We start from the raw sequence: 20,539 nt of genomic DNA on the forward strand, positions 1-20,539 counted from the left end.
CGCCCGCGACAGGAGGGGCTCAGGCATAACGAGTGCACAACACCCGTCCCGTGAGGCGCCAAAACCGGTGCAGAATTCGTACCTGCCTGCGATTATCGGGACCGCTTCACCGAACCTCCACAACGTGCCACGGAGGTGAAGCAACCGGGACGAGGCACGCGGCCCCCTATCCTGGTCCGCGGTCCGTGATCCACGTTCACACCCGGCCCCCGTAGCTCAGTGGATAGAGCAGGTGCCTTCTAAGCACTTGGCCGCAGGTTCGAGTCCTGCCGGGGGCGCTCTTCAAGGCCCTCCCCGGGGAGGGCCTTTCTGCTGGGCTCTGCTGGGCAGCGTAGTCGCGGGCGGGCGGTCGTACGCTGGGCGTGTGCACATCTGTTTCGTCTGCAGCGGGAACATCTGCCGGTCGCCGTCGGCCGCGCTGGTCTTCGGTGAGCATCTGCGCCGGGCCGGGCTGGACGGGGCGGTGCGGGTCAGCAGTGTCGGCATCGGGCCCTGGCACGTCGGGGAACCGATCGACGAACGGGCCGGCGAGGTACTGGCCCGGCACGGTTACCCCACTCGGCACGTCGCGGCCCAGATCGGTGCCGCGCACATGGACGCCGATCTGTTCGTGGCGATGGACCGCAGTCACGAGAAGGCGCTGCGCCGGCAGGTGGCCGACGTGTCCCGGGTGCGGCTGCTGCGTTCGTTCGATCCGCGAGCGGCGGGTGCCGTGGGCGTCGATCCGGGAGCGGCCGGTGCCGTGGGCGCGGCCGTCGGGCTGGAGGTGCCTGATCCGTACTACGGCGGGCCCGAGGGGTTCGACGAGGTGCTGGGCATGATCGAAGGTGCGATGCCGGGGCTTCTCGCCTGGGTGCGCGAGCGGCTGGACGACGCGTGACGGCCGGTACGGCGGCCCCGGACGGCGAGGGACCGGAGGACGTGGCGGCCCGGCTCACCGGGCGGCGGGTGAAGGGCGAACCGCGGCTGTCGGGAGCGCTTGCCGAGGTCGCGCTCGATGACGGGCGGGTCGTGGTCGTCAAGCGGGGCGACAGCCCCGGCGCGGTGGCGGCCGAGGCGGCGGGGCTGCGCTGGCTGGCCGAGGCCGACGCGGTCCGGGTCCCCGCGGTGCACGGCCGGGACGGGCGCCGGCTGGTGATCGACCGCGTGCCGACCGGGCGGCCGAGCGCGGGCGCCGCGGAACGCTTCGGCCGGGAGCTGGCCGCTCTGCATGCCGCCGGGGCACCCGCCTTCGGCGCCGCGCCGCCCGACGGCCCCCAAGACGCGGCCATCGGGCTCGCCCCGATGCGCAACGTCCCCGGCACCGACTGGCCCGAGTGGTACGCCGAGCACCGGGTCCTCCCGTATCTGCGCCGCGCCGTCGACGACGGCACGGTGGGTCCCGCCGAGGCAGCCGTGATCGAGGACGTCGCGGCACGCCTCCCCGAGCTGGTGGGCCCGGCCGAACCGCCCGCCCGGCTCCACGGCGACCTGTGGAGCGGCAACGTGCTGTGGGGCGCGGACGACCAGGTATGGCTGATCGATCCGGCCGCGCACGGCGGCCATCGCGAGACCGACCTGGCCATGCTGCACCTGTTCGGGTGCCCACATCTGGACCGCGTCCTGGCCGCCTACCAGGACGCCGCGCCGCTGGCCGACGGCTGGGCCGACCGCATCGGCCTGCACCAGTTGTTCCCCCTGCTGGTCCACACCGTGCTCTTCGGCCGCGGCTACGCCGAACAGGCCCTCGCGGCGGCCCGGTCGACCCTCGGCTGACGCCCGGTCGGCCCTCGGCTGACGCCCCGTCGCTCCCGCCCCTCGGCCTTACCCCGCGAGACCCCGCCCCCACCGGACACCTCTCACCCAGCCCGCTCACCCCACGCCCCCACGCCCACCCCGCCCGGACGGGTGACAGCGCCCCTCCCTCTGTGGGTTCGTCGGGCGGTGGCGGCGTGGGGAGGTGACGGCGCGGGCGGTTCGGAGGTGAATGAGGGGCCGGGTGCTCCGTGCCCGGTCGGGGGGCGCCTCCCCATGGGTACTCGGGTCACCCCACGGGTACGCGGTCGCACCCCGTCGGTGGTGGTGGCGCGGCTGCCCGGTGGGGCGTGGCGGAGCGACGAGAGGGCTTGTGAGCATGCGTGCGCTGACCATCCGGCCGTTGCAGCCGGATTCGCTGGAGGTGCGGGAGGTGCCCGACCCGGTGGCCGGGGCGGGCGAGCTGCTGGTGGACGGCCTCGACGTCGGGGTGTGCGGTACCGACAAGGAGATCGCGGCCGGCGACTACGGGGCCCCGCCGCCGGGGCGGGACCGGCTCGTCCTCGGGCACGAGTCGCTCGGGCGGGTGCGCGAGGCGCCTCCCGGGAGCGGCTTCGCGCGCGGTGACCTGGTGGTGGGGGTGGTCCGCCGGCCCGACCCCGAACCGTGCGGGGCGTGCGCGCGGGGCGAGTTCGACATGTGCCGCAACGGGCGCTACACCGAGCGGGGCATCAAGGAGCGGGACGGGTACGCGAGCCGGGCGTGGACGGTGGAGAGCGAGTACGCGGTACGCCTCGACCCGGGGCTGCGCCGGGTGGGGGTGCTCATGGAGCCCACCACCGTGGTCGCCAAGGCGTGGGAGCAGGTGGAGCGGGTCGGGGGCCGGGCCTGGTTCGAGCCGGAACGGGTCCTGGTGACCGGCGCGGGGCCGATCGGGCTGCTGGCGGCGCTCCTCGGTGTGCAGCGGGGGCTCGACGTGCACGTACTGGACCGGGTCACCGGCGGGCCGAAGCCCGGACTGGTCCGGGACCTGGGCGCGACGTACCACAGCGAGGACATCGACCGGGTCACCGAGGCGCTCCGCCCGGACGTGGTCATCGAGGCCACCGGCGCCGGCCACCTGGTCTTCGACGCGATGGCCGGGACGGCCGCGTACGGGATCGTGTGCCTGACGGGCGTCTCCCCGGCCGGGCGGCGGCTCACCATCGACGCGGGCACCGTCAACCGGGACCTGGTGCTGGAGAACGACGCGGTGGTGGGCTCGGTCAACGCCAATCTGCGGCACTACCGGCAGGCGGCCGACGCGCTGGCCGGCGCCGACCACGACTGGCTGGCACGCATGATCACCAGGCGGGTGCCGCTGTCCCGCGCGCAGGAGGCGTTCACCGCGCGGGAGGACGACATCAAGGTCGTCGTCTCGCTGGAGGAGTGAGCACGGAGGCCGCGAGCGCGAAGGCCGCGAGCGCGAAGGCCGCGAGCGCGAAGGCCGCGAGCCGGAGACCCCGGGCGGCCTGCTCGGCGGAGGGCGCGACACCGGGCGGACCGGGCGCGGCCGGAGGGAGTGCGGAGGACGGTGGGTACGCATGACGCCGGGACCTGAGCCCACGGAACCCGAGCCGACGGGGCCTGGGCCGGCAGAGCCTGAGCGGACGGGACCCGAGCCGACAGGACCCGAGCCCACGAAGCCCGAGCCGACAGGACCCGAGCCCACGAAGCCCGAGCCGACAGGACCCGAGCCCACGAAGCCCGAGCCGACAGGACCCGGCCCCGCAGGGCCGGGCCGCACCACGGAGCGGCAGCACCGCCGCCGCATCGTGCGTCGCGTGCGGCACCGGCTGCAGATCGGGCGGTTCCGGGAGCGCGGCAGCGAACTGGAGCTGCTGCACCGTGCCATGGGCTTCGGCGCGCTGGGTCTGGTGACGCTCGTGCCGCTGCTGATCGTGGTGGCCGCGGCCGACCCGGTACGGCACCGCGGCTTCGCCCTCTGGCTGGTCGACGGCATGGCGCTGTCCGGCCGTTCGGCGGACGCGGTGCAGAGCGTCTTCACGGCGCCGCGCCAGGCGGTCGCCACCACGGGCGCGGTCAGCCTCGTCGCCCTGGCCGTCTTCGGGCTGAGCTTCGCGGGCAGCGTGCAGACCGGGTACGAGAAGACCTGGAGCCTGTCGGTCGGACCGTGGCACCGGGCCTGGCGGCAGCTCGTCTGGCTGGCCGTCCTGCTGGCCTACCTCTACGCCGAGGTGCAGTCCCGCGGCGCCCTCCCGGAGCCGCTGCGGATCGTGCTGAACCTCTTCGCCGGCGTGCTGTTCTTCTGGTGGGGCCAGCGCTTCCTGCTCGGCGCGCAGGTCGCGTGGCGGGCGCTGCTGCCGGGCGCGGTCGCGACCATGGCGGGCCTGACGGGGCTGCGCGCCTTCTCGTACCTGGTCTTCGCGCCGCTCATCGTCACCAACGCGGTCAGCTACGGGCCGGTGGGCACCGTACTGATCGTGGAGTGCTGGCTGGTCGGGGTCGGCTTCGTGGTCTTCGGCGGGGCGCTGCTGGGGCGGCACTTCCACGACCATCCCGAGCGCCACGCGTTCCCCCGCGTACGCCGGGCCGTGCACGTCCGCCACGTCCATCACCTGCGGCCCGCTCCCCGGACCGCGCGGGACGGGGGCCCGCCGCCACCCTCCGGCGGGCCCCCGCACGCCCCGTGAACGGCCGGGCCGGTCGCGGCCCGGGCGTCACGTCAGTTCGCCGGTGCTTCCTTGATGTCCGTGATCTGCCGGGTCTCCAGCGAGCTGCGGACCGCCACCCGGGAGGTGCTGGGCTTGCTGCCCGAGTCCCAGGTCAGGGTGACGACCGTGTACGAGCTGCCGGTGCCGGAACCGTCGTAGGAGACCGACCACTTGACCGGGACGTTCTGCGCGCGCAGCACGCCGTCGGCGTGGTTCTTGGACTCCCAGGTGGCGAGGCGCTTGCGCAGGTCGGCGCGGAGGTAGTGGGTCCGCAGCTGCCCGGCGAGCCGGCCGTCCTCGTCGTACACGGCGTCGATGTACGCGCCGTAGAAGTCCGCGACCCGGTCGACGGTCGACTCGGGGCTGCCGCCGCGCACCGGCTCGGCCGCCGGCTGCGCCGCCGGCCGGACGGGCGGCGGTGTCGTGGTGGCGCCGAAGGCCGGGATGGCGGCGGAGGCGGTGAGGAGCGCGGCGGCGGCCGTGCCGATGACGGCGGTGCGGCGGCGCGCGGGACGAGAGGTACGCATGGTCATTCCTTCCCCCAGGATGAGCGTTTGGTCCCTGAGTCAGTGGGTCCACGAGATAAGACACTCATATGCCTGGGAAGGGTTGTATTCGACCCGGTGTGTCATTCGGGGTTCCCCGGGATGGCGTCCATGTGTGTCGGCACTCCGGCCGATTCGACTCGGCCGCGCGTCGACGCCCGGCCGCCGGGGCAGCGCGCGGGCGGCACGACGGAAGGCCCGGCGGCAGGGCGGCGGACCGGCCGCACGACCGAGGGCCCGGCCGGCGGATGCCGGTCCGGGCCCTCTCGGCGAGCGCGCTGCGGAGCCTCAGCTCTCCGCGGTGACGGCGAGGCCGTGCAGGTAGTGCATGAGCGTCATCAGGACGTCACGGCTGGAGGTGCGCAGCCGGGCGTCGCAGTCCACGATCGGTACCTCGGGCGGCAGGTCGAGGGCGCCGCGCAGCTCCTCGACGGGGTACTTCGGCGCCTCCGGGAAGGAGTTGATGGCGACGACGAAGGGGACGCCGCGCTCCTCCAGACGCCCGATGACGTCGAAGCTGACCTCCAGGCGGCGGGTGTCGACCAGCACGACCGCGCCGAGCGCGCCGTCGAACAGGCCGTTCCACAGGAACCAGAAGCGCTGCTGGCCCGGGGTGCCGAAGAGGTAGAGCACCAGTTCCTCGTTGAGGCTGATGCGCCCGAAGTCCATCGCGACGGTCGTGGAGGTCTTGCGTTCCACGCCCAGGGTGTCGTCGACGCCGACGCCGGCCTGGGTCATCGTCTCCTCGGTGGTCAGCGGACGGATCTCGCTGACGGCGCCGACCAGGGTCGTCTTGCCGACCCCGAAGCCGCCCACGATCACCACCTTGACCGCGGCCGTCGCCGAGTCCGGCAGCTCGTCCTCGCTCCGCGGCCCGACGACCGGCTCCGCGGCGAACGTCTGACCGGCCACGGGCTGCTCGGCGAGCGCCTGTCCTGCGGTCGGCTCAGAGCTGTTGAAGTCCATGGATCACCGCCTCGATAAGGGAACGGTCCGGAAGTTCTGCGGGCGGAACGGGGGCACGCGCCACCACCCGCCCGTCGGCCAGCAGGTCACCCAGGAGCACGGTGACCACACTGACCGGCAGCTTCAGGTAGGCGGAGAGCTCCGCCACCGACAGGGGGGAGTGGCACAGCCGCATGATCGTGGCGTGCTCGGGCTGTCCGCCCGGTCTCGGCGAACTCTTGGCCACGATCAGCGTGACCAGGTCGAGGGAGAAGGTGTCGGCGGCGCCGGTGCGACCGCCGGTGATCACATAGAGCCGCTCGGGGCTCTCGTCCTCCCACTCCTGGCCCGCTGTGCTCATGCGGCCGGTCCGTCGCCGCGCGGCGGGCTGCTGAGGTGCTCGCCGATCCGCGCCACCAGGTCGCGCATCTTCATCCCGATCAGTCCGGCGTCCACCCCTTCGTCGGCCAGCACCGCGAGGTAGGCGCCCGAGCCGGCGGCCATCAGGTAGAAGAACCCGCCGTCCAGTTCGATGACGACCATCCGCATCCTGCCGTCGCTGCGCGGGAATTCGGCGGAGACGGCACCGGCCAGGGACTGCAGGCCGGCACAGGCGGCGGCCAGCCGGTCGGCGGTGTCGTTGTCCGTGCCGTACTGGGCCATCCGCAGGCCGTCCGAGGACAGCACGACGACGTTGCGGGTCTGCGGGACGCTCTCCGCCAGGTCCTTGAGCATCCAGTCCATGTTGGCCCGGTGCTGAATCATGGCAACTCACTCTTTTCCGACGACTCGTCACTCTTCGGCCCGGCGGCCCCGCCCTGTTCTCCGGAGAGGCCGCTCTGGAAGGCGGCCAGCCACATGCCGGGCTGCACCTCGGGGGCGGGCTCCGACGCGGAGGACCGGTGGTCTGCGGTGTCGGGGGCGGTGGACGCCTGCGGCGCGGGCTGGGCCGCCGGCGCGGTGGCGCGGGACTTGCGGCGCCGCTGCGGCAGCCCGTTGGCGGTCCGCTCGGTCACCACGGGTACGTCTTCCTGGGTGTTCTCGGCCCGGGGCGGCAGCGCCGCGGGTGCTACCGGTGCCGCCGGAGCCACGGGCGCCGCGGGCACGGGCCCGGTGGCCTGACGCGGGACCGCCGGGCGCTCGGTGCGCTCGCTCACCGGCCCGGAGGAGGCGCCGATGCCGTGCGCGCGTCCGGTGGCCGGCGCCGTGGTGATCAGGTCCTGCGGCACGATGAGGACGGCGCGCACGCCGCCGTACGCCGAGGGGCGCAGCGACACCTGGAAGTCGTACGCCTGGGCCAGCCGGCCGACGACCGCGAGGCCGAGCCGCGGGGTCTCCCCCAGGTCGTTGACGTCGATGCCTTCCTGGGCCTGCTGGAGCATCCGCTCGGCCCGCATGCGGGCCTCCTCGCTCATGCTGACGCCGCCGTCCTCGATCTCGACGGCGATGCCGGACTGCACCTCGACCGCGGTCAGGTGCACCCGGGTCTGCGGCGGGGAGTAGCGGGTGGCGTTGTCCAGCAGCTCGGCGAGCGCGTGGATGAGCGGCTCGACGGCCTGGCCGACGACGGCGACCTCGGTGACGGAGTGCAGCTCGACGCGCTGGTAGTCGATGATCCGCGACATCGCGCCGCGGAGCACGCTGAACAGCGGGACGGCGCGGCTCCACTGGCGGCCGGGGCGGGCACCGCCCAGTACAGCGATGGAGTCGGCCAGCCGGCCGATCAGCGCGGTGCCGTGGTCCAGCCGCAGCAGGTCGCCGAAGACCTCGTGGTTCTGGCCGTGCCGGTCCTCCATGTCGCGCAGTTCCTGCGCCTGCTGGTGGACGATGGCCTGGACGCGGCGCGCGATGTTCACGAACGCGCGCTGGGCGGACTCGCGCAGGTCCTCCTCGGCGACGACCGCCTCCAGGACCGAGCGGAGCACCGCCTCGTGGGCCGCGGTGAACTCGGGGGTCAGCCGGGCCTCGCGGGCCTCCTGCGCCAGCCGCTCGGTCATCGAGGCGAGGACGTCCTCGGGGAACTCCTCCTGGCCGAGCCGGTGGACGACCTCGGGCAGCAGCTCCTCGGCGAGCCGTACGGTCGCGGCCTCCTGGCGGGCGAGCACCTCGGCCTGCGTCCGGGAGCTCCGGCGCAGTTCCACCAGGGCCCGGCCGCGGCGGGCGACCTCGGCGGAGAGGAGCGCCACCGCGACGGTGGCGACGCCTCCGGTCCACAGGACCGGCGTCAGCGCGTCGGAGGGGACCAGCACGGCGGAGACGACGGCGGCGATCACGGTGAGCGCCGCCGGCAGTATCCACACGAACGCCGAAGCCGGTCGCAGGCCTCCGGGCGACGATCCTTCTCGAACCATCAGCACCCTCAACCAATCGAAAGATACGGGGAAGTTCTCGGGCGCAGCGGTGAGGGCAGCGTCGACGCACAGATCACCAGTGGTAACTGCCAGTACGCTGAGCCGGTCTCAGCATAACCGGACTTGATCACTCCTTGACGCCAGGTCATGTCGCCGCAGGTGGAGGGCTATTCGGGCCGCGGAACGGACGGATGTGTCCGCGCTGCGGACGCCTTCCGGCCACCCGCACACCACCCTCCGTACGGCACACGGGGACGCCGGTTCGCCACGCGGGCAAGGGAGTTGACCGCGCGGCCGGCCGACGGGCGGATCCTCAGAGGCGTACGGTCCGCCGCGGCAGGTTCCTGGCGTCCGCCAGCAGTCCGTTCATGGCGGCGAACTCTTCCACGCACCGGCCGGTGCCCGCCACGACGCAGTTCAGCGGGTCCTCGGCGACGACGACGGGCACGCCGGTCTCCTGGGTGAGCAGCCGGTCCAGGCCGCGCAGCAGCGCGCCGCCGCCGGTGAGCGCGATGCCGTGCTCGATGACGTCGCCGGACAGCTCGGGCGGGCAGGCGTCCAGGGTGCGGCGGACGGCCCGCACGATCGCGTCGACGGGCTCGGCGAGCGCCTGCCGGACCTCCTCCGCGGTGATCTCCTGGACCCGCGGCAGGCCGTTGACGTGGTCCCGGCCGCGGACGGTGCAGGAGTCGACGCGTACCGGAACGGTGGTCTCCGCGTCCGTCTCCGCGTCCGCCTCCCTCTCCGCGTCCGTCTCCGCGCCGTCGGCGGGCGGCTGCGGCGTGCGGTCCTCGTCCGGCGTCCGGAGCGCGGAGCCGATCGCGATCTTGATGTCCTCGGCGGTGCGCTCCCCGATGTCCAGCGCGTGCTTCTTCTTGACGTACGCCAGGATCGCCGCGTCCATCGCGTCGCCCCCGACCCGTACCGAGTGGGCGGTGACCAGGCCGCCCATCGAGACCACGGCGACCTCGGTCGTGCCGCCGCCGATGTCCACCACCATGCAGCCCACCGGCTCCGCGACCGGCAGCCCGGCTCCGATGGCCGCCGCCATCGGCTCCTCGATCAGCTGCACTTCGCGGGCGCCCGCGCGCTTGCCGGAGTCGATGACCGCGCGCCGCTCGACACCGGTGATGCCCGACGGCACGCAGATCACCACGCGCGGGCGGGAGAACCGGCGCCCGGGCAGCGCCTTCTTCAGCAGCCCCCGCAGCATCCGCTCGGCGGCGTCGAAGTCGGCGATCACCCCTTCCTGGAGCGGCCGCATCGCGGTGATGCCGGAGGGGGTGCGGCCGATGGTGCGCTTGGCCTCCGCGCCGACCGCGACGACGTCGCCCGCCGCGTTGACGGCGACCACGGACGGCTCGTCGAGCACCACGCCCTTGCCGCGTGCGTACACCAGGGTGTTGGCGGTGCCCAGGTCGATGCCTATGTCGTACGTACCACCGGAGGAAGTGCTGGCCATGAGGAGTTCGCTCGCTCGCTTTCGGCTCGGACTGCGGGTACGCCCGCGGCGCGGCGTGCGGATCCCCCCGACATCGCGCCCCAGACGACAGCAATGACGTCAATAACGGGCGATTACCTACCCTACCGGCGTCGCATAGGTGCACGCCGCCCGGCCCGGGAAGGAGCACGCGCTCAGCTCCGGGTCCGGTTCAGCGCCCGCGCGAGCTCGTCGAGGGCGTCCACCAGGAGGTCCGCCGCGCGCGGCGCCACTCCCCCGCCCTCGGCCCCGGCCTCCCACGCCGCCAGCCGCCGGCGCAGACCGGTCCAGTCCAGGTCGCCGCCCTCCCGGACGGCCCGCGCCGCGCGCTCCACCGCGGGCCCCAACTCGGCGGCGAACGCCTCGGCGCCCGGCGACGGTTCGGCGTCCGGGCCCGGCAGGTGGGCCTCCATCACCATGGTGACCCGGCCCATCGTGTTGAGGGCCGTTTCGGCGTCCTCCTCGGCGGTCGGGGAGAGCCCGCGGTGCCGTACCGGCTCCTGCCCGGCGCGCTCCCCGCTCTTCACCCAGGCGACGCGCGCCGCGCGCAGGTCGAGCAGGGCCTCGCGCACCCGGCGCGGCCGGCGGTCGGCGGGCCGGGCGTAAATGTCCAGGACGGCGGTGGCGTACCGGCCGCCGGCGGCCAGCCACTCCGCCAGCCGGTCGCGCAGCCGTGAGGTCTCCCAGGCCGGGAAGACGGCGTACGAGAGGGTCGCCAGCACCCCGCCGAGGAGGGTGAGGACCACCCGCTCCTGGACGGTCTGCTCCCAGCCGGCGCCCGCGATGCCGAGCAGGAAGACGACGTACGCGGCGACGCAGGCGGAGGTGACCGCGACGCCGGTGCGCAGCAGCAGGTACATCAGGAAGACGCAGACGACGGCCAGCGCCGCGTCCACGTACTGCCCGGGGTGGAACAGGGCGAGGACACCGCCGCCGACGGCGACGCCGAAGAGGGTGCCGGTGAACCGGGCGATGCCCCGCTGGTAGGTCTGCGCGAAGTCCGGACGCATGATCATCACGGAGGCGAGCGGCGCCCAGTAGCCGTGCCCGAAGGGCAGCGCGGTGCCCGCCAGGTAGCCGACAGCGGCGACCGCCGCCACGCGCAGCGCGTGCCGCAGCACGAAGGAGGACCACCGCAGCTCGCGCCGTACGGCCCGCAGGACCACCGGTACCTGCCGGTGGACGGCGGGGCGCAGCAGGTGGGGTCGGTCGCCGTCGGTGACGGGGCCGGTCGGCTCGACCGGTTCGTCGGCGGCCTCCACGGCGTCGGCCAGCAGACTCAGCAGGCGGGTCGCCGAGCGGCGCGCCGGGCCGGTCAGCGTGTCGCCGGTGACCGGCACCTCCATGATGTCCAGGACGTCGGCGGGCAGCCGGACCGGCCGGGCGTGCCGGATGGCGGAGGCCACCGCGTCCAGCACGGTCGCCGCTGCGTGCAGGAGTGCACGGACGCGGTCCCGCTCGGGTCCCTCCAGCGGCGCGCCGACGACCGGGTCGGCGAGCGAGGCGAGCACCGGGCGCACCTGCTCGGCGAGGGTGCGCGGGCCGTGCAGCTGGGCGGGGCGGCGGCGGGCCTGACGGGGTGTGACCCGGGAGGCGAGCCGGGCGTCCATCAGGGGCTGCGGGTCGAAGGGCGCGACCGGGTCGTGGCGCAGCCGGCGCGCGTAGTCGGCCTCGGCGGCGAGCGCGTCGGCCAGCGCGTCGCGCTGCCGCCCCCAGCGGCGGACGGGGAAGAGCACGATGAGCGCGGCCTGGACGCAGCCGCCGGCCGCGATGAGCGCGGCGTGTTCCAGCGCGCCCAGGACGGAGGTCGGCAGCGTGACGGTGACCAGCATCACCGCGACCGTCTGGGTACCGATCAGCCCGGAGACCGGCCCGACCGCCCAGCACAGCCCCGCGAGCAGGGTCCAGGCAGCGAGCAGCAGCACGAAGAGCACGGTGTGCGACGCGGCGAGGTAGCCGAGGAAGGTGGAGACCGACAGGCCGCCCGCGACGGCCAGGGCGAGCAGCGGGCGCGGCCGCCAGCTGCGCTGGAAGGTGGCGATGGCGGCGGAGAAGGCTCCGAAGGCGGCGGAGACGGCGAGTACCGGGGAGCCCAGCCACAGGCAGCCCCCGATGACGAGCGCCACGCCCACCGCACCGCGGACCGCGATGAGCGGCGTCAGCTTGGCCCGTTCGACGGACAGTCCGGAGCGGGCGGTCTGCTTCAGCGCGCTCGTCCAGGTCATAGCGAGAGAATACGTGCCGTATACGTGGAAATCGGGTGCTCTGCCACGCGCGGCACCTCCGTACCGGCCGCCCCTCGGATCACGGCCGGTACGGAGGAGAGGGCGGCCGTCAGCGGCGGCCGGGGCTGCAGTCGATCTGGGTGAGCTTGATCGGCTTGGTGGCGTCCAGGCCGACGTAGGCGGTGAAGTGCTGGTCCCGGCCGCGGTTCCACTTGGTCGTCACCGTCGCCCAGCCGACGCCCGCGGACTGCGCGGTGGTCACCCGGCCGATGGCGATGTCGCGCGGGGCGTTCTGCGCGCAGAGCAGCACGTCGTACTTCTTGTTCTGCTCGACGCGCTTCTTCAGCGCGTCGCCGACCATGTGCCGCCGCTCCCACCGGCGGGGCCCGTGGTTGCCGTAGAAGCCCTCCAGGAAGTGGTGGATCTGCTCGGCGCCGTAGCGGGCCGGCGCCTTCTTCGGGGCCGGGCTCGCGGCGGGTGCGGAGGCGGCGAGGGTCAGGCCGCCGCCGAGCAGGGCGGCGCAGAGCGCGGAGACGGTGACAGCTCGCGAAGCCTTACGGATCATCGAATGTCCTCTTCTTCCGGATTTCATCCGCATTATGCGGACCTCACCCGAGCAGACACGCCGCACCGCGCGAGGGTTGCACGACCCGCGGCGCAAGCACCCGCCCGGCCCAACGACGGCCCGCACACCTCTGCCGTGAACGGGCCGCCATTAATAGAGTGCGTGCTCTACTATTGGCTCGATGCGCACCGTCGACCCCGACCGGCACGCCCGCAAGCGGGCCAGGATCCTCCGGGCCGCCGCCGAGGAGTTCGCCGCCCACGGCGTGGACGGCACCTCCACCGCGGCCGTCTGCCGCCGCGCCGGCATCGGCTCCGGCACCCTCTTCCACTACTTCCCGACCAAGCGCGACCTCTTCCACGCACTGTTCGCCGACGACGTGCCGCGTCACGCCGAGGCCTGCGACCGGGCGCTGGCCGCCGAGCGGCCCGACGACGGCCTCGACGGGCTGGTGGACCACCTCCTCGCCGACCTGCCCGACCCGCTCGTCCCCGGCCTCGCGGCGGCGGCCTTCCTCCAGGCCAACCGGGACGAGCGGTTCGCCGCGATGGTCGCCGCCGACGAGGCCCGGATCCGGGCCACGCTCGTCACGCTGGCGGAACGGCTCGCGGACGCGGGCCGGCCCCTCGCGTTCCCGCCGGCGCGCGTCGCCGGCTGGATCCAGCGGATGGTCGACTCCGGCTATCTGAGCGCGGGCGAGGACGACTTTGACGCCGCGGCGCACGCCGCCGAACTGCGCCACCTCATCGACTGGCTGGTGGGCCGCGTCCCGGCCCCGGCCCGAGCGGAAGGGCACACCTGATGTCTGCTGAGGACACGGCCGGGAAGGAAGCGACCCGCATCGGGCCGGGCACCGGCTCCCGCGCCCTGGCCCGGGCCGGCTTCCCGGTCCTGGGCGCCGCGCTGGGATGGCTGCTGGACGCGGTGGCGGGCTGGGTGGCCGGGCTGCCGTGGGCGCCGTTCCAAGGACTGTTCCGGCTCGTCGCGTCGCTCCCCGAGCCGCAGGCCACGATCGGCGCCGCGCTCCTCGGCCTGCTGGCCGGGGTGCTGCTCGCGCTGCTCGCCGAACACGACTACGTACACGCCGCCGTCGGCCCCGCACGGACCGTCCTCACCCGCGGGGGCCGGAACCACATACTGCACCGCGCGGACGTCTCGGCGGTCTTCCCTGACGGCACGCACCTCGTGGCCCTCGGCCGGCGCACCGAGGAACTGCTCCGCCTCAAGGGCGACTTCGACACCGGCGCGTTCGCCGCCGCGTTCCGCGCGCACGGCTACCCCTGGCAGGACACCGACCCGCACGCCGAGGAGTACCGCCGCTGGGTGGCCGGGCTCCCGGGCCTCGACGCGGGCGCGCACGCGCTCCTCAAGGCCCGCGCGCACGCGCTGGAGAAGAGCCGCGCGGACGACGCCGCCCAGCTGCGCGAGGAACTGGCCGCGCTGGGCATCGTCGTCCGCGAGGAGAAGAAACAGCAGTTCTTCCGCCGCGACCGGGGCCTCCCGGCGGCGGAACCGGAGACCTGAGCGCCGCCCGCCGCCCGGCCGGGCGCCGCGCCCGGCCGGTACGGCACCGGGTCCGCTAGGACACCACGTCCTTGGTGCGGAAGCCGCGGAAGGCCAGCGCGAAGAGGACCAGCGCGTAGGACACCGAGACCGCCGCGCCCTGCAGCATGTCCGTCATGTCCAGCTTCGGCTGGAGCGCGTCCACCCAGGCGAACTGCCAGTGCGCGGGCAGCACGTCGCGCCAGTTGCCGAGCGCGGTGACCTGGTCCAGGACGTTGCCGACGATGGTGAGGCCGACCGCGCCGCCGACCGCCCCCAGCGGCGCGTCGGTCACCGTCGACAGCCAGAACGCCAGCGCCGCCGTCACCAGCTGCGACACGAAGAGGTACGCCACCACCAGCGCCAGCCGCGGCACCGCGTCCCCGGCCGGCAGCACCCCGCCGCCCGGCAGCCGCAGCCCGTCCCAGCCGTACGCGTACGTGCCCACGGCCAGCGCGACCAGCGGCAGCAGCACCATCGCCGCCGCGCTGAAGGCCAGCGCCACGGTCAGCTTGCTCAGCAGCAGCCGGGTCCGCGGGACGGGCGCCGCCAGCAGGTACCGCAGCGAGGACCAGCTCGCCTCCGAGGCGACCGTGTCGCCGCAGAACAGCGCGACCGGCACCACCAGCAGGAAGCCGGCCGAGACGAACAGCGCGGTGGCCGCGAAGTTGGCGGCCGAGGCGGTCGCGGTGTCCATCAGGTTGACCCGGCTGTTCCGCCCGGCCGGATCGCCGCCGATGGCGAACGCCGCGGCCAGCACGAACGGCAGCGCGACCAGCACCAGGCCGACCACCAGCGTGCGGCGCCGCTTCAGCTGCCGCAGGGCCTCGACACGCAGCGGCAGGGTGCGGCCCGCGCGGTAGCCGGCCGCGGGCCCGGCCGGATGTGCGGCGGTATTCATCGGTCCCCTCCGATCAGGGTCAGGAAGGCGTCCTCCAGGCGGCGGTGCGGACCGACGCTCTCCACCGGCACGCCCAGCCGGAGGAGTTCGGCGAGCAGCTCCGGGGTGCCGGCCGTGCCGTCGAGGCGTACGAGGAGCCCGTCGTCACCGCCCGCGGCCGAGACGACGAACGGCAGCGCGGCCACCTTCTCCACCACCCCGTCCGGCACCGGCGCCGCCGTGCCGACCAGCAGCGTGTCGCCGCTCCCGACGATCTCGGCGACCGGGCCCGCCTGCACCAGCCGGCCACGGTCCATGACGACCAGATGCGTACAGGTCTGCTCGACCTCGGCCAGCAGATGACTGGAGACGATCACGGTCCGGCCCTCGGCCGCGTACCGGATCATCACGGCCCGCATCTCGCGGATCTGCGGCGGGTCCAGGCCGTTGGTCGGCTCGTCCAGGATGAGCAGGTCCGGCAGGCCGAGCATGGCCTGCGCGATGGCCAGCCGCTGCCGCATGCCCTGCGAGTACGTACGGACGGCGCGTTGCAGCGCCTCGCCCAGGCCCGCGATCTCCAGCGCCTCGTCGAGGTGCGCGTCCTCGGCCGACCGGCCGGTCGCCCGCCAGTACAGCTCCAGGTTCTCCCGGCCCGTCAGATGCGGCAGGAAGCCCGCGCCCTCGACGAAGGCGCCGACCCGGGAGAGCACCGGAGCACCCGGCCGCACCGCGTGCCCGAACACCCGGATCTCGCCCTCGTCCGGCGTGATCAGCCCCATCAGCATCCGCAGCGTGGTGGTCTTGCCCGCGCCGTTCGGCCCGAGCAGCCCGAGCACCTGGCCGCGCTCGACGCCGAAAGTCAGCTCCCGTACGGCGTACCGGTCCACGGCGCCCGCGTACTTCTTCGTCAGGCCGGTGATGCGCAGCGGCACATCCGCCAGGTCCGGGTCGGGGGCGGGCGGCGTGGTGCGGCGGCGGCCGGTGAGCAGCAGCCCGGCGGCGATCACTACGGCCGCGAGCGGCAGGCCCCACACCCACCAGGGCAGCGAGGTGGGGGCGGTCCGCACGTCGGGCGCGGTCGGCACGCTCAGCGCGTCCTTGCCGGCGAGCGCGACCTTGTACACGGCGGGTTCGTCGGGTGATGCGTACGCCATGTCGGTGGCGGCCACCACCAGCCGCATGTGGTGCCCGGCCTCGAACTCGTGGTCGATGGCCGGGAGCCGGACGGAGACCGTACGGCCGTCCTTCGCGTCCGTCACCCGGAGCGGCGTGACGAGCTGGTGCGGCAGCAACTGGCTCTGCCCGTCCGGTCCGACGTCGTAGACCTTGGCGAACAGCACGGCCTCGTCGTGGTCGCTCTTCACCCGGATCTTCGCCGTGGGCGAGCCCGTGACCTGCACGGAATCCTTCAGCGGCGCGGACTCGAACCGGGCGTACTGGCCGGGGAAGTCCAGCGACGGGCTGTTGCCCAGCGCGCTGAGGCTGCCGAGCGCGGCGCCGATGCCGGGAACGGAGGAGATGGCGGGCGGGTCGCCGCCCGCGGGGTTGGCGAGAGTCTGCTCGCGGCCGGCGAGCGGCACGGACCGCGGGTCGCCGCGCAGGCCCGGGTAGCTGTCCCCGGTCGCGCCGCGCAGCCGCGAGGCCCCGTCGGCGGCGTTCACGCCCCCGGCCCGGCTGATCCGGAACGCCGGACCGGTGTCGGCGCCGCGGTCCTTCTTCAGGTAGTGGGCGAACCACGCCTCCGTACGCGCCAGTACCCGGGGCTCCTCACGGTTGCCGCCGTCGTGGCCGCCCTCGATCCAGTCCACCGCGACCGGCGCGCCGTTCTTCTTCAGCGCCTTGGCCAGCGCGTCGGACTGGCCGAGCGGGAAGAGCGAGTCGGACTGGCCCTGGGAGATGAGGGTGGGGACCTTGATGCGGTCGGCCACCGCCTTCGGACTGCGGCTCTCCAGCATCTCCCGGGCCGCCGCGTCCGGCCGGCCGGAGACCGCCACCCGCTCGTACATCCGGCACAGCTGCGCCTCGAAGCGGTTGCAGGCGACGCCGCGTGCGGGGTTGGGCACGGTGGTGGTGACGGGGGCCGAGCCGGTGGTGAAGAAGTAGCCGGCCCACAGCTTCTTGAACACCCCGTCGGGGAACAGCGCGTCGGCGAGGTTCCAGTACGTGATCTGCGGGGCGATCGCGTCGACACGGGGGTCGTGGGCGGCGGTGAGGAGCGCGATGGCGCCGCCGTACGAGGCGCCGGTCATGCCGACGCGCGGGTCACCGGCCTTGTCCAGCTGCACCTCGGGGCGTTTCGCCAGCCAGTCGATGAGCCCGCTGACGTCGGCGACCTCGCCCTTCGGGTCGTTGAGGCCGATCTTGCCGGTGGAGCGGCCGAAGCCGCGCGCCGACCAGGTGAGCACGGCGTACCCGGCCCGCGCCAGCTGCTGGGCCTGGCCGGCGGCCGCGGCCTTGCTCGCGCCGAAGCCGTGGCCGACCAGCACGGCGGGCCGGCGGCCGGAGTCCGCCGTGCTGGTGAAGTAGGAGGTGTCGATCCGGACGGTGGACTTGCTGCCGGGCTTCTCCGGCAGCGTCAAAACGTGGTCCTCGCGGTGCACCGCGGGGGCCGCGTCGTCGGACGCGGCGACGGCCGCCCATGAGCCGCCGCCGAGCAGGACGCCCAGCACGGCCACGAGCGCGACCAGTCGCCGGCCACGCGGCCGGGGAACCTTCAGAGCCATGTCGTTCACCCTACGGGGGTGCCCAACGATCTCCGGGTCAGCCCTGCGATCTCCGTCTCACCTTCATGACCTCCCAGGTCAGCCCTGCGGCGGACCGAAACCGCCGCCCGGCGGAGCGGGCGGGACGGGCGGAGCGCCGTACGGCATGGGCGGCGCCTGCGGGGGCTGCGGAGGCGCTTGGGGGGCCTGCGGCGGTACCGCGGGTGCCTGCGGGGACGCGGCGGGCGGGCCGAAGCCCGGTGCCGGGGCGGCGGCCGGGCCGAAGCCGGGCTGCTGCTGCGGCTGCTGCACGGGCGGCGCGTACCCGGGCTGCGCGTAACCCGGCTGCGGCTGGCCGGGCTGGGCGTAACCCGGCTGCGGTTGGCCCGGCGCTCCGTACGGCTGCGTGCCCGGCATCGCGAACGGCGCCGGCCCCGGCATGCCCGGCTGCGCCGGCGGGTACCACTCGGCGGCGACGGGCACGCCCGGACGCCCCATCAGGACCAGCAGCGCCACCGAGCCCACCAGCTCGAACAGGATCTGCGTGTGGTTCAGGATCACCGGGAACGCCGGGCCCTGCTGCACCGAGAAGAACACACCGAACCTGATCAGGGCGATCGTCGTCATCAGCGCGAGCGGCAGCAGGACGAGCGCCAGCCCCAGCGCGAAGCCGCGCGCGGACCCCGCACGCCCCAGGCACAGCAGCGCGCCGACCCCGGTCAGCAGGACGAAGACGACGGACTGCCAGCCGCCCGCGACGCTCAGCAGCGCCGTCAGCGTGCCACGGCCCAGGTACAGGGCCTCCAGCACACCGGAGCCGTACTCCACCACCATGTAGATGTTCCAGACCGCGCCGAACAGCGCGAGGACACCGAGCACCGCGGCACCGGTCGCGACCGCCGGCTTCGCGGGACGCATCGGCGGGTCGCTGGGCCGCCGCGTGGGCCAGCTGCGCATGCCCGCGAGGAGCACCACGCCGCACGCGAAAGCCAGCAGGATGACGAAGGCGCTGCTGATGAACACGCCCTCGAAGGTGCCGCTGCCGTTGTCCACCTCACCGCGGAACCAGCGGTCGTCGCTGGTGTGCTGGCCGGTGCTGATGAAGACCAGCACGCTGGAGGTGAACGTCAGCGTCGTCGCCACGGCCAGGATGCCGCCGGCGGCCCGCGCCCCGGTGAACGCCGCCCAGACCGCGCCGAGCTGCACCACCGCGAGCGCCAGCGTGAACAGGTCGGTCACCATGCCCGTGCCGCCGGCACCGGCCCAGGAGTCCCACAGCGCCCCGAACCCGCGCTCCGCGACATCGATCGCCATCCATGTGGCGCTGTGCAGCAAGAAGAGCGTGCAGAACACCCCCGCGGTGATCCGCGCCCCCTTGCTGAGGACCGTACTGTGCGGCATCTCGCCCCCGTCTTTTCTTTATGTTGTGCCATCTGTGCCGAGCTGCGCCGGGTGCCGGAACGGCGGTACGGCGCCCGCGCACCGTAACGGATCTGTACACCCCCCGCGCACCGCCAGTACAACTGAAGGAGGGGTCCGGCGCCGCACCGGGCCGCGGGGGTGGGAGGCGGCATGCGCGCCATCGCGATCGTCGGAGCCGGGCAGGCGGGGCTGCAACTCGCCCACGGACTGCTGGCCGAGGGGTACGACGTGACCGTCGTCTCGGACCGCACACCGGAGCAGATCCGCTCCGGCCGGGTGCTGTCGACACAGATCATGTTCGGCCCCGCGCTGGGCCTCGAACGGACGGCGGGCCTGAACTCCTGGGACGGCAAGGCCCCCGGCATCACGGCACTGCAGGCCACCGTCTGGGACCCGCCGGGCACGCCCGCGCTGCGGTTCAGCGGCCGCTTCGACGAGGAGGCGCAATCCGTCGACCAGCGGGTGAAGACGGCCGACTGGCTCGACCTCTACGAAGCGCGCGGCGGCCGGGTGGAGTACGGCGCGGCCGACGCCCGCCGACTGGCCGCGCTGGCCGCCTCGCACGACCTGACGCTGGTCGCCGCGGGCCGCGGCGACCTCGCCCGGCTCTTCCCCCGGGACCCGGCCCGCTCCCCGTACGACCGGCCCCAACGCACCCTGGCCTGCATCTACCTGCACGGCGTCGGGCACCCGCCGGAGTACCCCGCGCCGCAGGCCCGCTCCCATCTCACCGCCGGGGCCGGGGAGGTCTTCGTGATCCCCGCGCTCACCACGGGCGGACTGTGCGACATCGTCTTCTTCGAGGGGCTGCCGGGCGGCCCCTTCGACTGCTGGCAGGACCGCCCGGGCCCCGGCGACTGCCTCACCCGCACCCAGCGCCTGCTGCGCCGGTACGTGCCCGTGGAGTACGAACTGTGCCGGAACGCCGAACCGACCGACGCGCGCTGCACGCTCTACGGCGCGGTCACCCCGACGGTGCGGCGCCCGGTCGCCGAGGTGGCGGCGGGCCACTGGGTCCTGGGCATGGCGGACACGGTCGTCGTCAACGACCCGGTCACCGGCCAGGGTTCGAACAACGCGGCCCGCTGCGCCGCCCGCTACCTCCGCGCCATCAGGGAACGCGGCGACGCCCCCTTCGACCGGGCCTGGATGGAGCGGACCTTCGAGACCTTCTGGGACCACGCGCAGTACGCCACGGAGTTCACCAACGCCATGCTCCAGCCGCCGCCGGACCACGTACGGCGGCTGCTGGCGGCCGCCGCCCACTGCCCGGCCGTCGCCCACCGCTTCGTCAACGGCTACGCCGACCCCGCCGACTTCCGCCACTGGCTCACCGACCCGGAGGCCGCCGCGTCCTACCTGGCGGAGATCCGCGCCCCGTGAGCCGGTACGGCTCCCACGCTCGGTACGGCTCCCACGCTCGGTACGGCTCCC

Annotated in this window: 18 protein-coding genes and 1 tRNA gene; 8 read left to right on the forward strand and 11 right to left on the reverse strand. The window is 74.2% G+C overall.

Annotation, left to right across the window (positions count from 1 at the left end; translation table 11 throughout):
* Positions 1-205: 205 nt before the first annotated feature.
* The 5 genes from ACZ6WH_RS28075 (at position 206) to ACZ6WH_RS28095 (ending at position 4,427) form a co-directional block, all read left to right on the forward strand.
* Positions 206-278, forward strand: a tRNA-Arg gene (locus ACZ6WH_RS28075).
* An 86-nt stretch (positions 279-364) separates the two neighbouring features.
* Positions 365-880, forward strand: a complete 516-nt coding sequence (locus tag ACZ6WH_RS28080; RefSeq protein ID WP_469731613.1) for a low molecular weight protein-tyrosine-phosphatase — start codon at positions 365-367, stop codon at positions 878-880.
* Complete coding sequence (locus ACZ6WH_RS28085) at positions 877-1,755, forward strand: fructosamine kinase family protein (RefSeq protein WP_469731615.1); 879 nt, start codon at positions 877-879, stop codon at positions 1,753-1,755. Before ACZ6WH_RS28080 ends, ACZ6WH_RS28085 begins: the two co-directional genes overlap by 4 nt.
* Positions 1,756-2,113: 358 nt before the next feature.
* Positions 2,114-3,166, forward strand: coding sequence for a glucose 1-dehydrogenase (locus ACZ6WH_RS28090; RefSeq protein WP_469731617.1), 1,053 nt, complete (start codon positions 2,114-2,116; stop codon positions 3,164-3,166).
* Between the two features lie 382 nt (positions 3,167-3,548).
* A complete protein-coding gene (locus ACZ6WH_RS28095; protein ID WP_469731619.1) occupies positions 3,549-4,427 on the forward strand; it encodes a ribonuclease BN in 879 nt (292 codons plus the stop codon).
* 32 nt (positions 4,428-4,459) lie between these two features.
* On the opposite strand, the gene ACZ6WH_RS28100 is transcribed toward ACZ6WH_RS28095, so the two are convergent.
* The 8 genes from ACZ6WH_RS28100 to ACZ6WH_RS28135 all read right to left on the reverse strand — a co-directional run bounded on the left by ACZ6WH_RS28100 (position 4,460) and on the right by ACZ6WH_RS28135 (position 12,559).
* Positions 4,460-4,975, reverse strand: a complete 516-nt coding sequence (locus ACZ6WH_RS28100) for a hypothetical protein (RefSeq protein ID WP_432854525.1) — start codon at positions 4,973-4,975, stop codon at positions 4,460-4,462.
* Positions 4,976-5,281: 306 nt separating this feature from the next.
* A complete protein-coding gene (locus ACZ6WH_RS28105) occupies positions 5,282-5,959 on the reverse strand; it encodes a GTP-binding protein (RefSeq protein WP_432854528.1) in 678 nt (225 codons plus the stop codon).
* Complete coding sequence (locus ACZ6WH_RS28110; protein ID WP_469731621.1) at positions 5,940-6,299, reverse strand: DUF742 domain-containing protein; 360 nt, start codon at positions 6,297-6,299, stop codon at positions 5,940-5,942. Before ACZ6WH_RS28110 ends, ACZ6WH_RS28105 begins: the two co-directional genes overlap by 20 nt.
* Positions 6,296-6,703, reverse strand: a complete 408-nt coding sequence (locus ACZ6WH_RS28115) for a roadblock/LC7 domain-containing protein (RefSeq protein ID WP_469731623.1) — start codon at positions 6,701-6,703, stop codon at positions 6,296-6,298. The genes ACZ6WH_RS28110 and ACZ6WH_RS28115 overlap by 4 nt, the downstream gene beginning before the upstream one ends.
* Positions 6,700-8,289, reverse strand: a complete 1,590-nt coding sequence (locus tag ACZ6WH_RS28120) for a sensor histidine kinase (RefSeq protein ID WP_469731625.1) — start codon at positions 8,287-8,289, stop codon at positions 6,700-6,702. The genes ACZ6WH_RS28115 and ACZ6WH_RS28120 overlap by 4 nt, the downstream gene beginning before the upstream one ends.
* A 313-nt stretch (positions 8,290-8,602) precedes the next feature.
* A complete protein-coding gene (gene mreB, locus ACZ6WH_RS28125; RefSeq protein WP_469731627.1) occupies positions 8,603-9,751 on the reverse strand; it encodes a rod shape-determining protein MreB in 1,149 nt (382 codons plus the stop codon).
* Between the two features lie 173 nt (positions 9,752-9,924).
* The gene (locus tag ACZ6WH_RS28130) at positions 9,925-11,994 is read right to left on the reverse strand and encodes an FUSC family protein (RefSeq protein ID WP_469731629.1); all 2,070 of its coding nucleotides are present in this window, start codon (positions 11,992-11,994) and stop codon (positions 9,925-9,927) included.
* A 109-nt stretch (positions 11,995-12,103) separates the two neighbouring features.
* Positions 12,104-12,559 (reverse strand): hypothetical protein, encoded by a 456-nt coding sequence (locus ACZ6WH_RS28135; protein WP_432854544.1) that lies wholly within the window; start codon positions 12,557-12,559, stop codon positions 12,104-12,106.
* Between the two features lie 181 nt (positions 12,560-12,740).
* Here ACZ6WH_RS28135 and ACZ6WH_RS28140 point away from each other — a divergent pair, with 181 nt between their 5' ends.
* Together ACZ6WH_RS28140 and ACZ6WH_RS28145 are read left to right on the forward strand one after the other, a co-directional pair.
* Positions 12,741-13,361, forward strand: a complete 621-nt coding sequence (locus ACZ6WH_RS28140; protein ID WP_469731631.1) for a TetR/AcrR family transcriptional regulator — start codon at positions 12,741-12,743, stop codon at positions 13,359-13,361.
* Positions 13,361-14,083, forward strand: a complete 723-nt coding sequence (locus ACZ6WH_RS28145; protein ID WP_469731633.1) for a YqeB family protein — start codon at positions 13,361-13,363, stop codon at positions 14,081-14,083. The genes ACZ6WH_RS28140 and ACZ6WH_RS28145 overlap by 1 nt, the downstream gene beginning before the upstream one ends.
* A 55-nt stretch (positions 14,084-14,138) precedes the next feature.
* Here ACZ6WH_RS28145 and ACZ6WH_RS28150 read toward each other — a convergent pair whose 3' ends face one another.
* The 3 genes from ACZ6WH_RS28150 to ACZ6WH_RS28160 form a co-directional block, all read right to left on the reverse strand.
* Positions 14,139-15,002, reverse strand: coding sequence for an ABC transporter permease (locus ACZ6WH_RS28150; RefSeq protein WP_469731635.1), 864 nt, complete (start codon positions 15,000-15,002; stop codon positions 14,139-14,141).
* Positions 14,999-17,704, reverse strand: a complete 2,706-nt coding sequence (locus tag ACZ6WH_RS28155) for a CocE/NonD family hydrolase (RefSeq protein WP_469731637.1) — start codon at positions 17,702-17,704, stop codon at positions 14,999-15,001. The genes ACZ6WH_RS28150 and ACZ6WH_RS28155 overlap by 4 nt, the downstream gene beginning before the upstream one ends.
* A 78-nt stretch (positions 17,705-17,782) precedes the next feature.
* Positions 17,783-19,084, reverse strand: a complete 1,302-nt coding sequence (locus ACZ6WH_RS28160; protein WP_469731638.1) for a hypothetical protein — start codon at positions 19,082-19,084, stop codon at positions 17,783-17,785.
* A gap of 171 nt (positions 19,085-19,255) precedes the next feature.
* On the opposite strand from ACZ6WH_RS28160, the gene ACZ6WH_RS28165 reads away from it, so the two are divergent.
* On the forward strand, positions 19,256-20,488 hold the full coding sequence (locus ACZ6WH_RS28165; RefSeq protein WP_469731639.1) for a styrene monooxygenase/indole monooxygenase family protein: 1,233 nt from the start codon (positions 19,256-19,258) through the stop codon (positions 20,486-20,488).
* The last annotated feature ends 51 nt before the right edge of the window (positions 20,489-20,539 follow it).

The sequence above is a fragment of the Streptomyces sp. NPDC050806 genome (assembly GCF_055586425.1).

Bases quoted from the DNA above. Each gene is read 5' to 3' on its own strand.
- ACZ6WH_RS28090 (WP_469731617.1), top strand. From the start codon at position 2,114: ATGCGTGCGCTGACCATCCGGCCGTTGCAGCCGGATTCGCTGGAGGTG.
- ACZ6WH_RS28100 (WP_432854525.1), bottom strand. From the start codon at position 4,975: ATGCGTACCTCTCGTCCCGCGCGCCGCCGCACCGCCGTCATCGGCACG.
- ACZ6WH_RS28105 (WP_432854528.1), bottom strand. From the start codon at position 5,959: ATGGACTTCAACAGCTCTGAGCCGACCGCAGGACAGGCGCTCGCCGAG.
- ACZ6WH_RS28110 (WP_469731621.1), bottom strand. From the start codon at position 6,299: ATGAGCACAGCGGGCCAGGAGTGGGAGGACGAGAGCCCCGAGCGGCTC.
- ACZ6WH_RS28115 (WP_469731623.1), bottom strand. From the start codon at position 6,703: ATGATTCAGCACCGGGCCAACATGGACTGGATGCTCAAGGACCTGGCG.
- ACZ6WH_RS28120 (WP_469731625.1), bottom strand. From the start codon at position 8,289: ATGGTTCGAGAAGGATCGTCGCCCGGAGGCCTGCGACCGGCTTCGGCG.
- mreB (WP_469731627.1), bottom strand. From the start codon at position 9,751: ATGGCCAGCACTTCCTCCGGTGGTACGTACGACATAGGCATCGACCTG.
- ACZ6WH_RS28130 (WP_469731629.1), bottom strand. From the start codon at position 11,994: ATGACCTGGACGAGCGCGCTGAAGCAGACCGCCCGCTCCGGACTGTCC.
- ACZ6WH_RS28135 (WP_432854544.1), bottom strand. From the start codon at position 12,559: ATGATCCGTAAGGCTTCGCGAGCTGTCACCGTCTCCGCGCTCTGCGCC.
- ACZ6WH_RS28140 (WP_469731631.1), top strand. From the start codon at position 12,741: ATGCGCACCGTCGACCCCGACCGGCACGCCCGCAAGCGGGCCAGGATC.
- ACZ6WH_RS28145 (WP_469731633.1), top strand. From the start codon at position 13,361: ATGTCTGCTGAGGACACGGCCGGGAAGGAAGCGACCCGCATCGGGCCG.
- ACZ6WH_RS28150 (WP_469731635.1), bottom strand. From the start codon at position 15,002: ATGAATACCGCCGCACATCCGGCCGGGCCCGCGGCCGGCTACCGCGCG.
- ACZ6WH_RS28155 (WP_469731637.1), bottom strand. From the start codon at position 17,704: ATGGCTCTGAAGGTTCCCCGGCCGCGTGGCCGGCGACTGGTCGCGCTC.
- ACZ6WH_RS28160 (WP_469731638.1), bottom strand. From the start codon at position 19,084: ATGCCGCACAGTACGGTCCTCAGCAAGGGGGCGCGGATCACCGCGGGG.
- ACZ6WH_RS28165 (WP_469731639.1), top strand. From the start codon at position 19,256: ATGCGCGCCATCGCGATCGTCGGAGCCGGGCAGGCGGGGCTGCAACTC.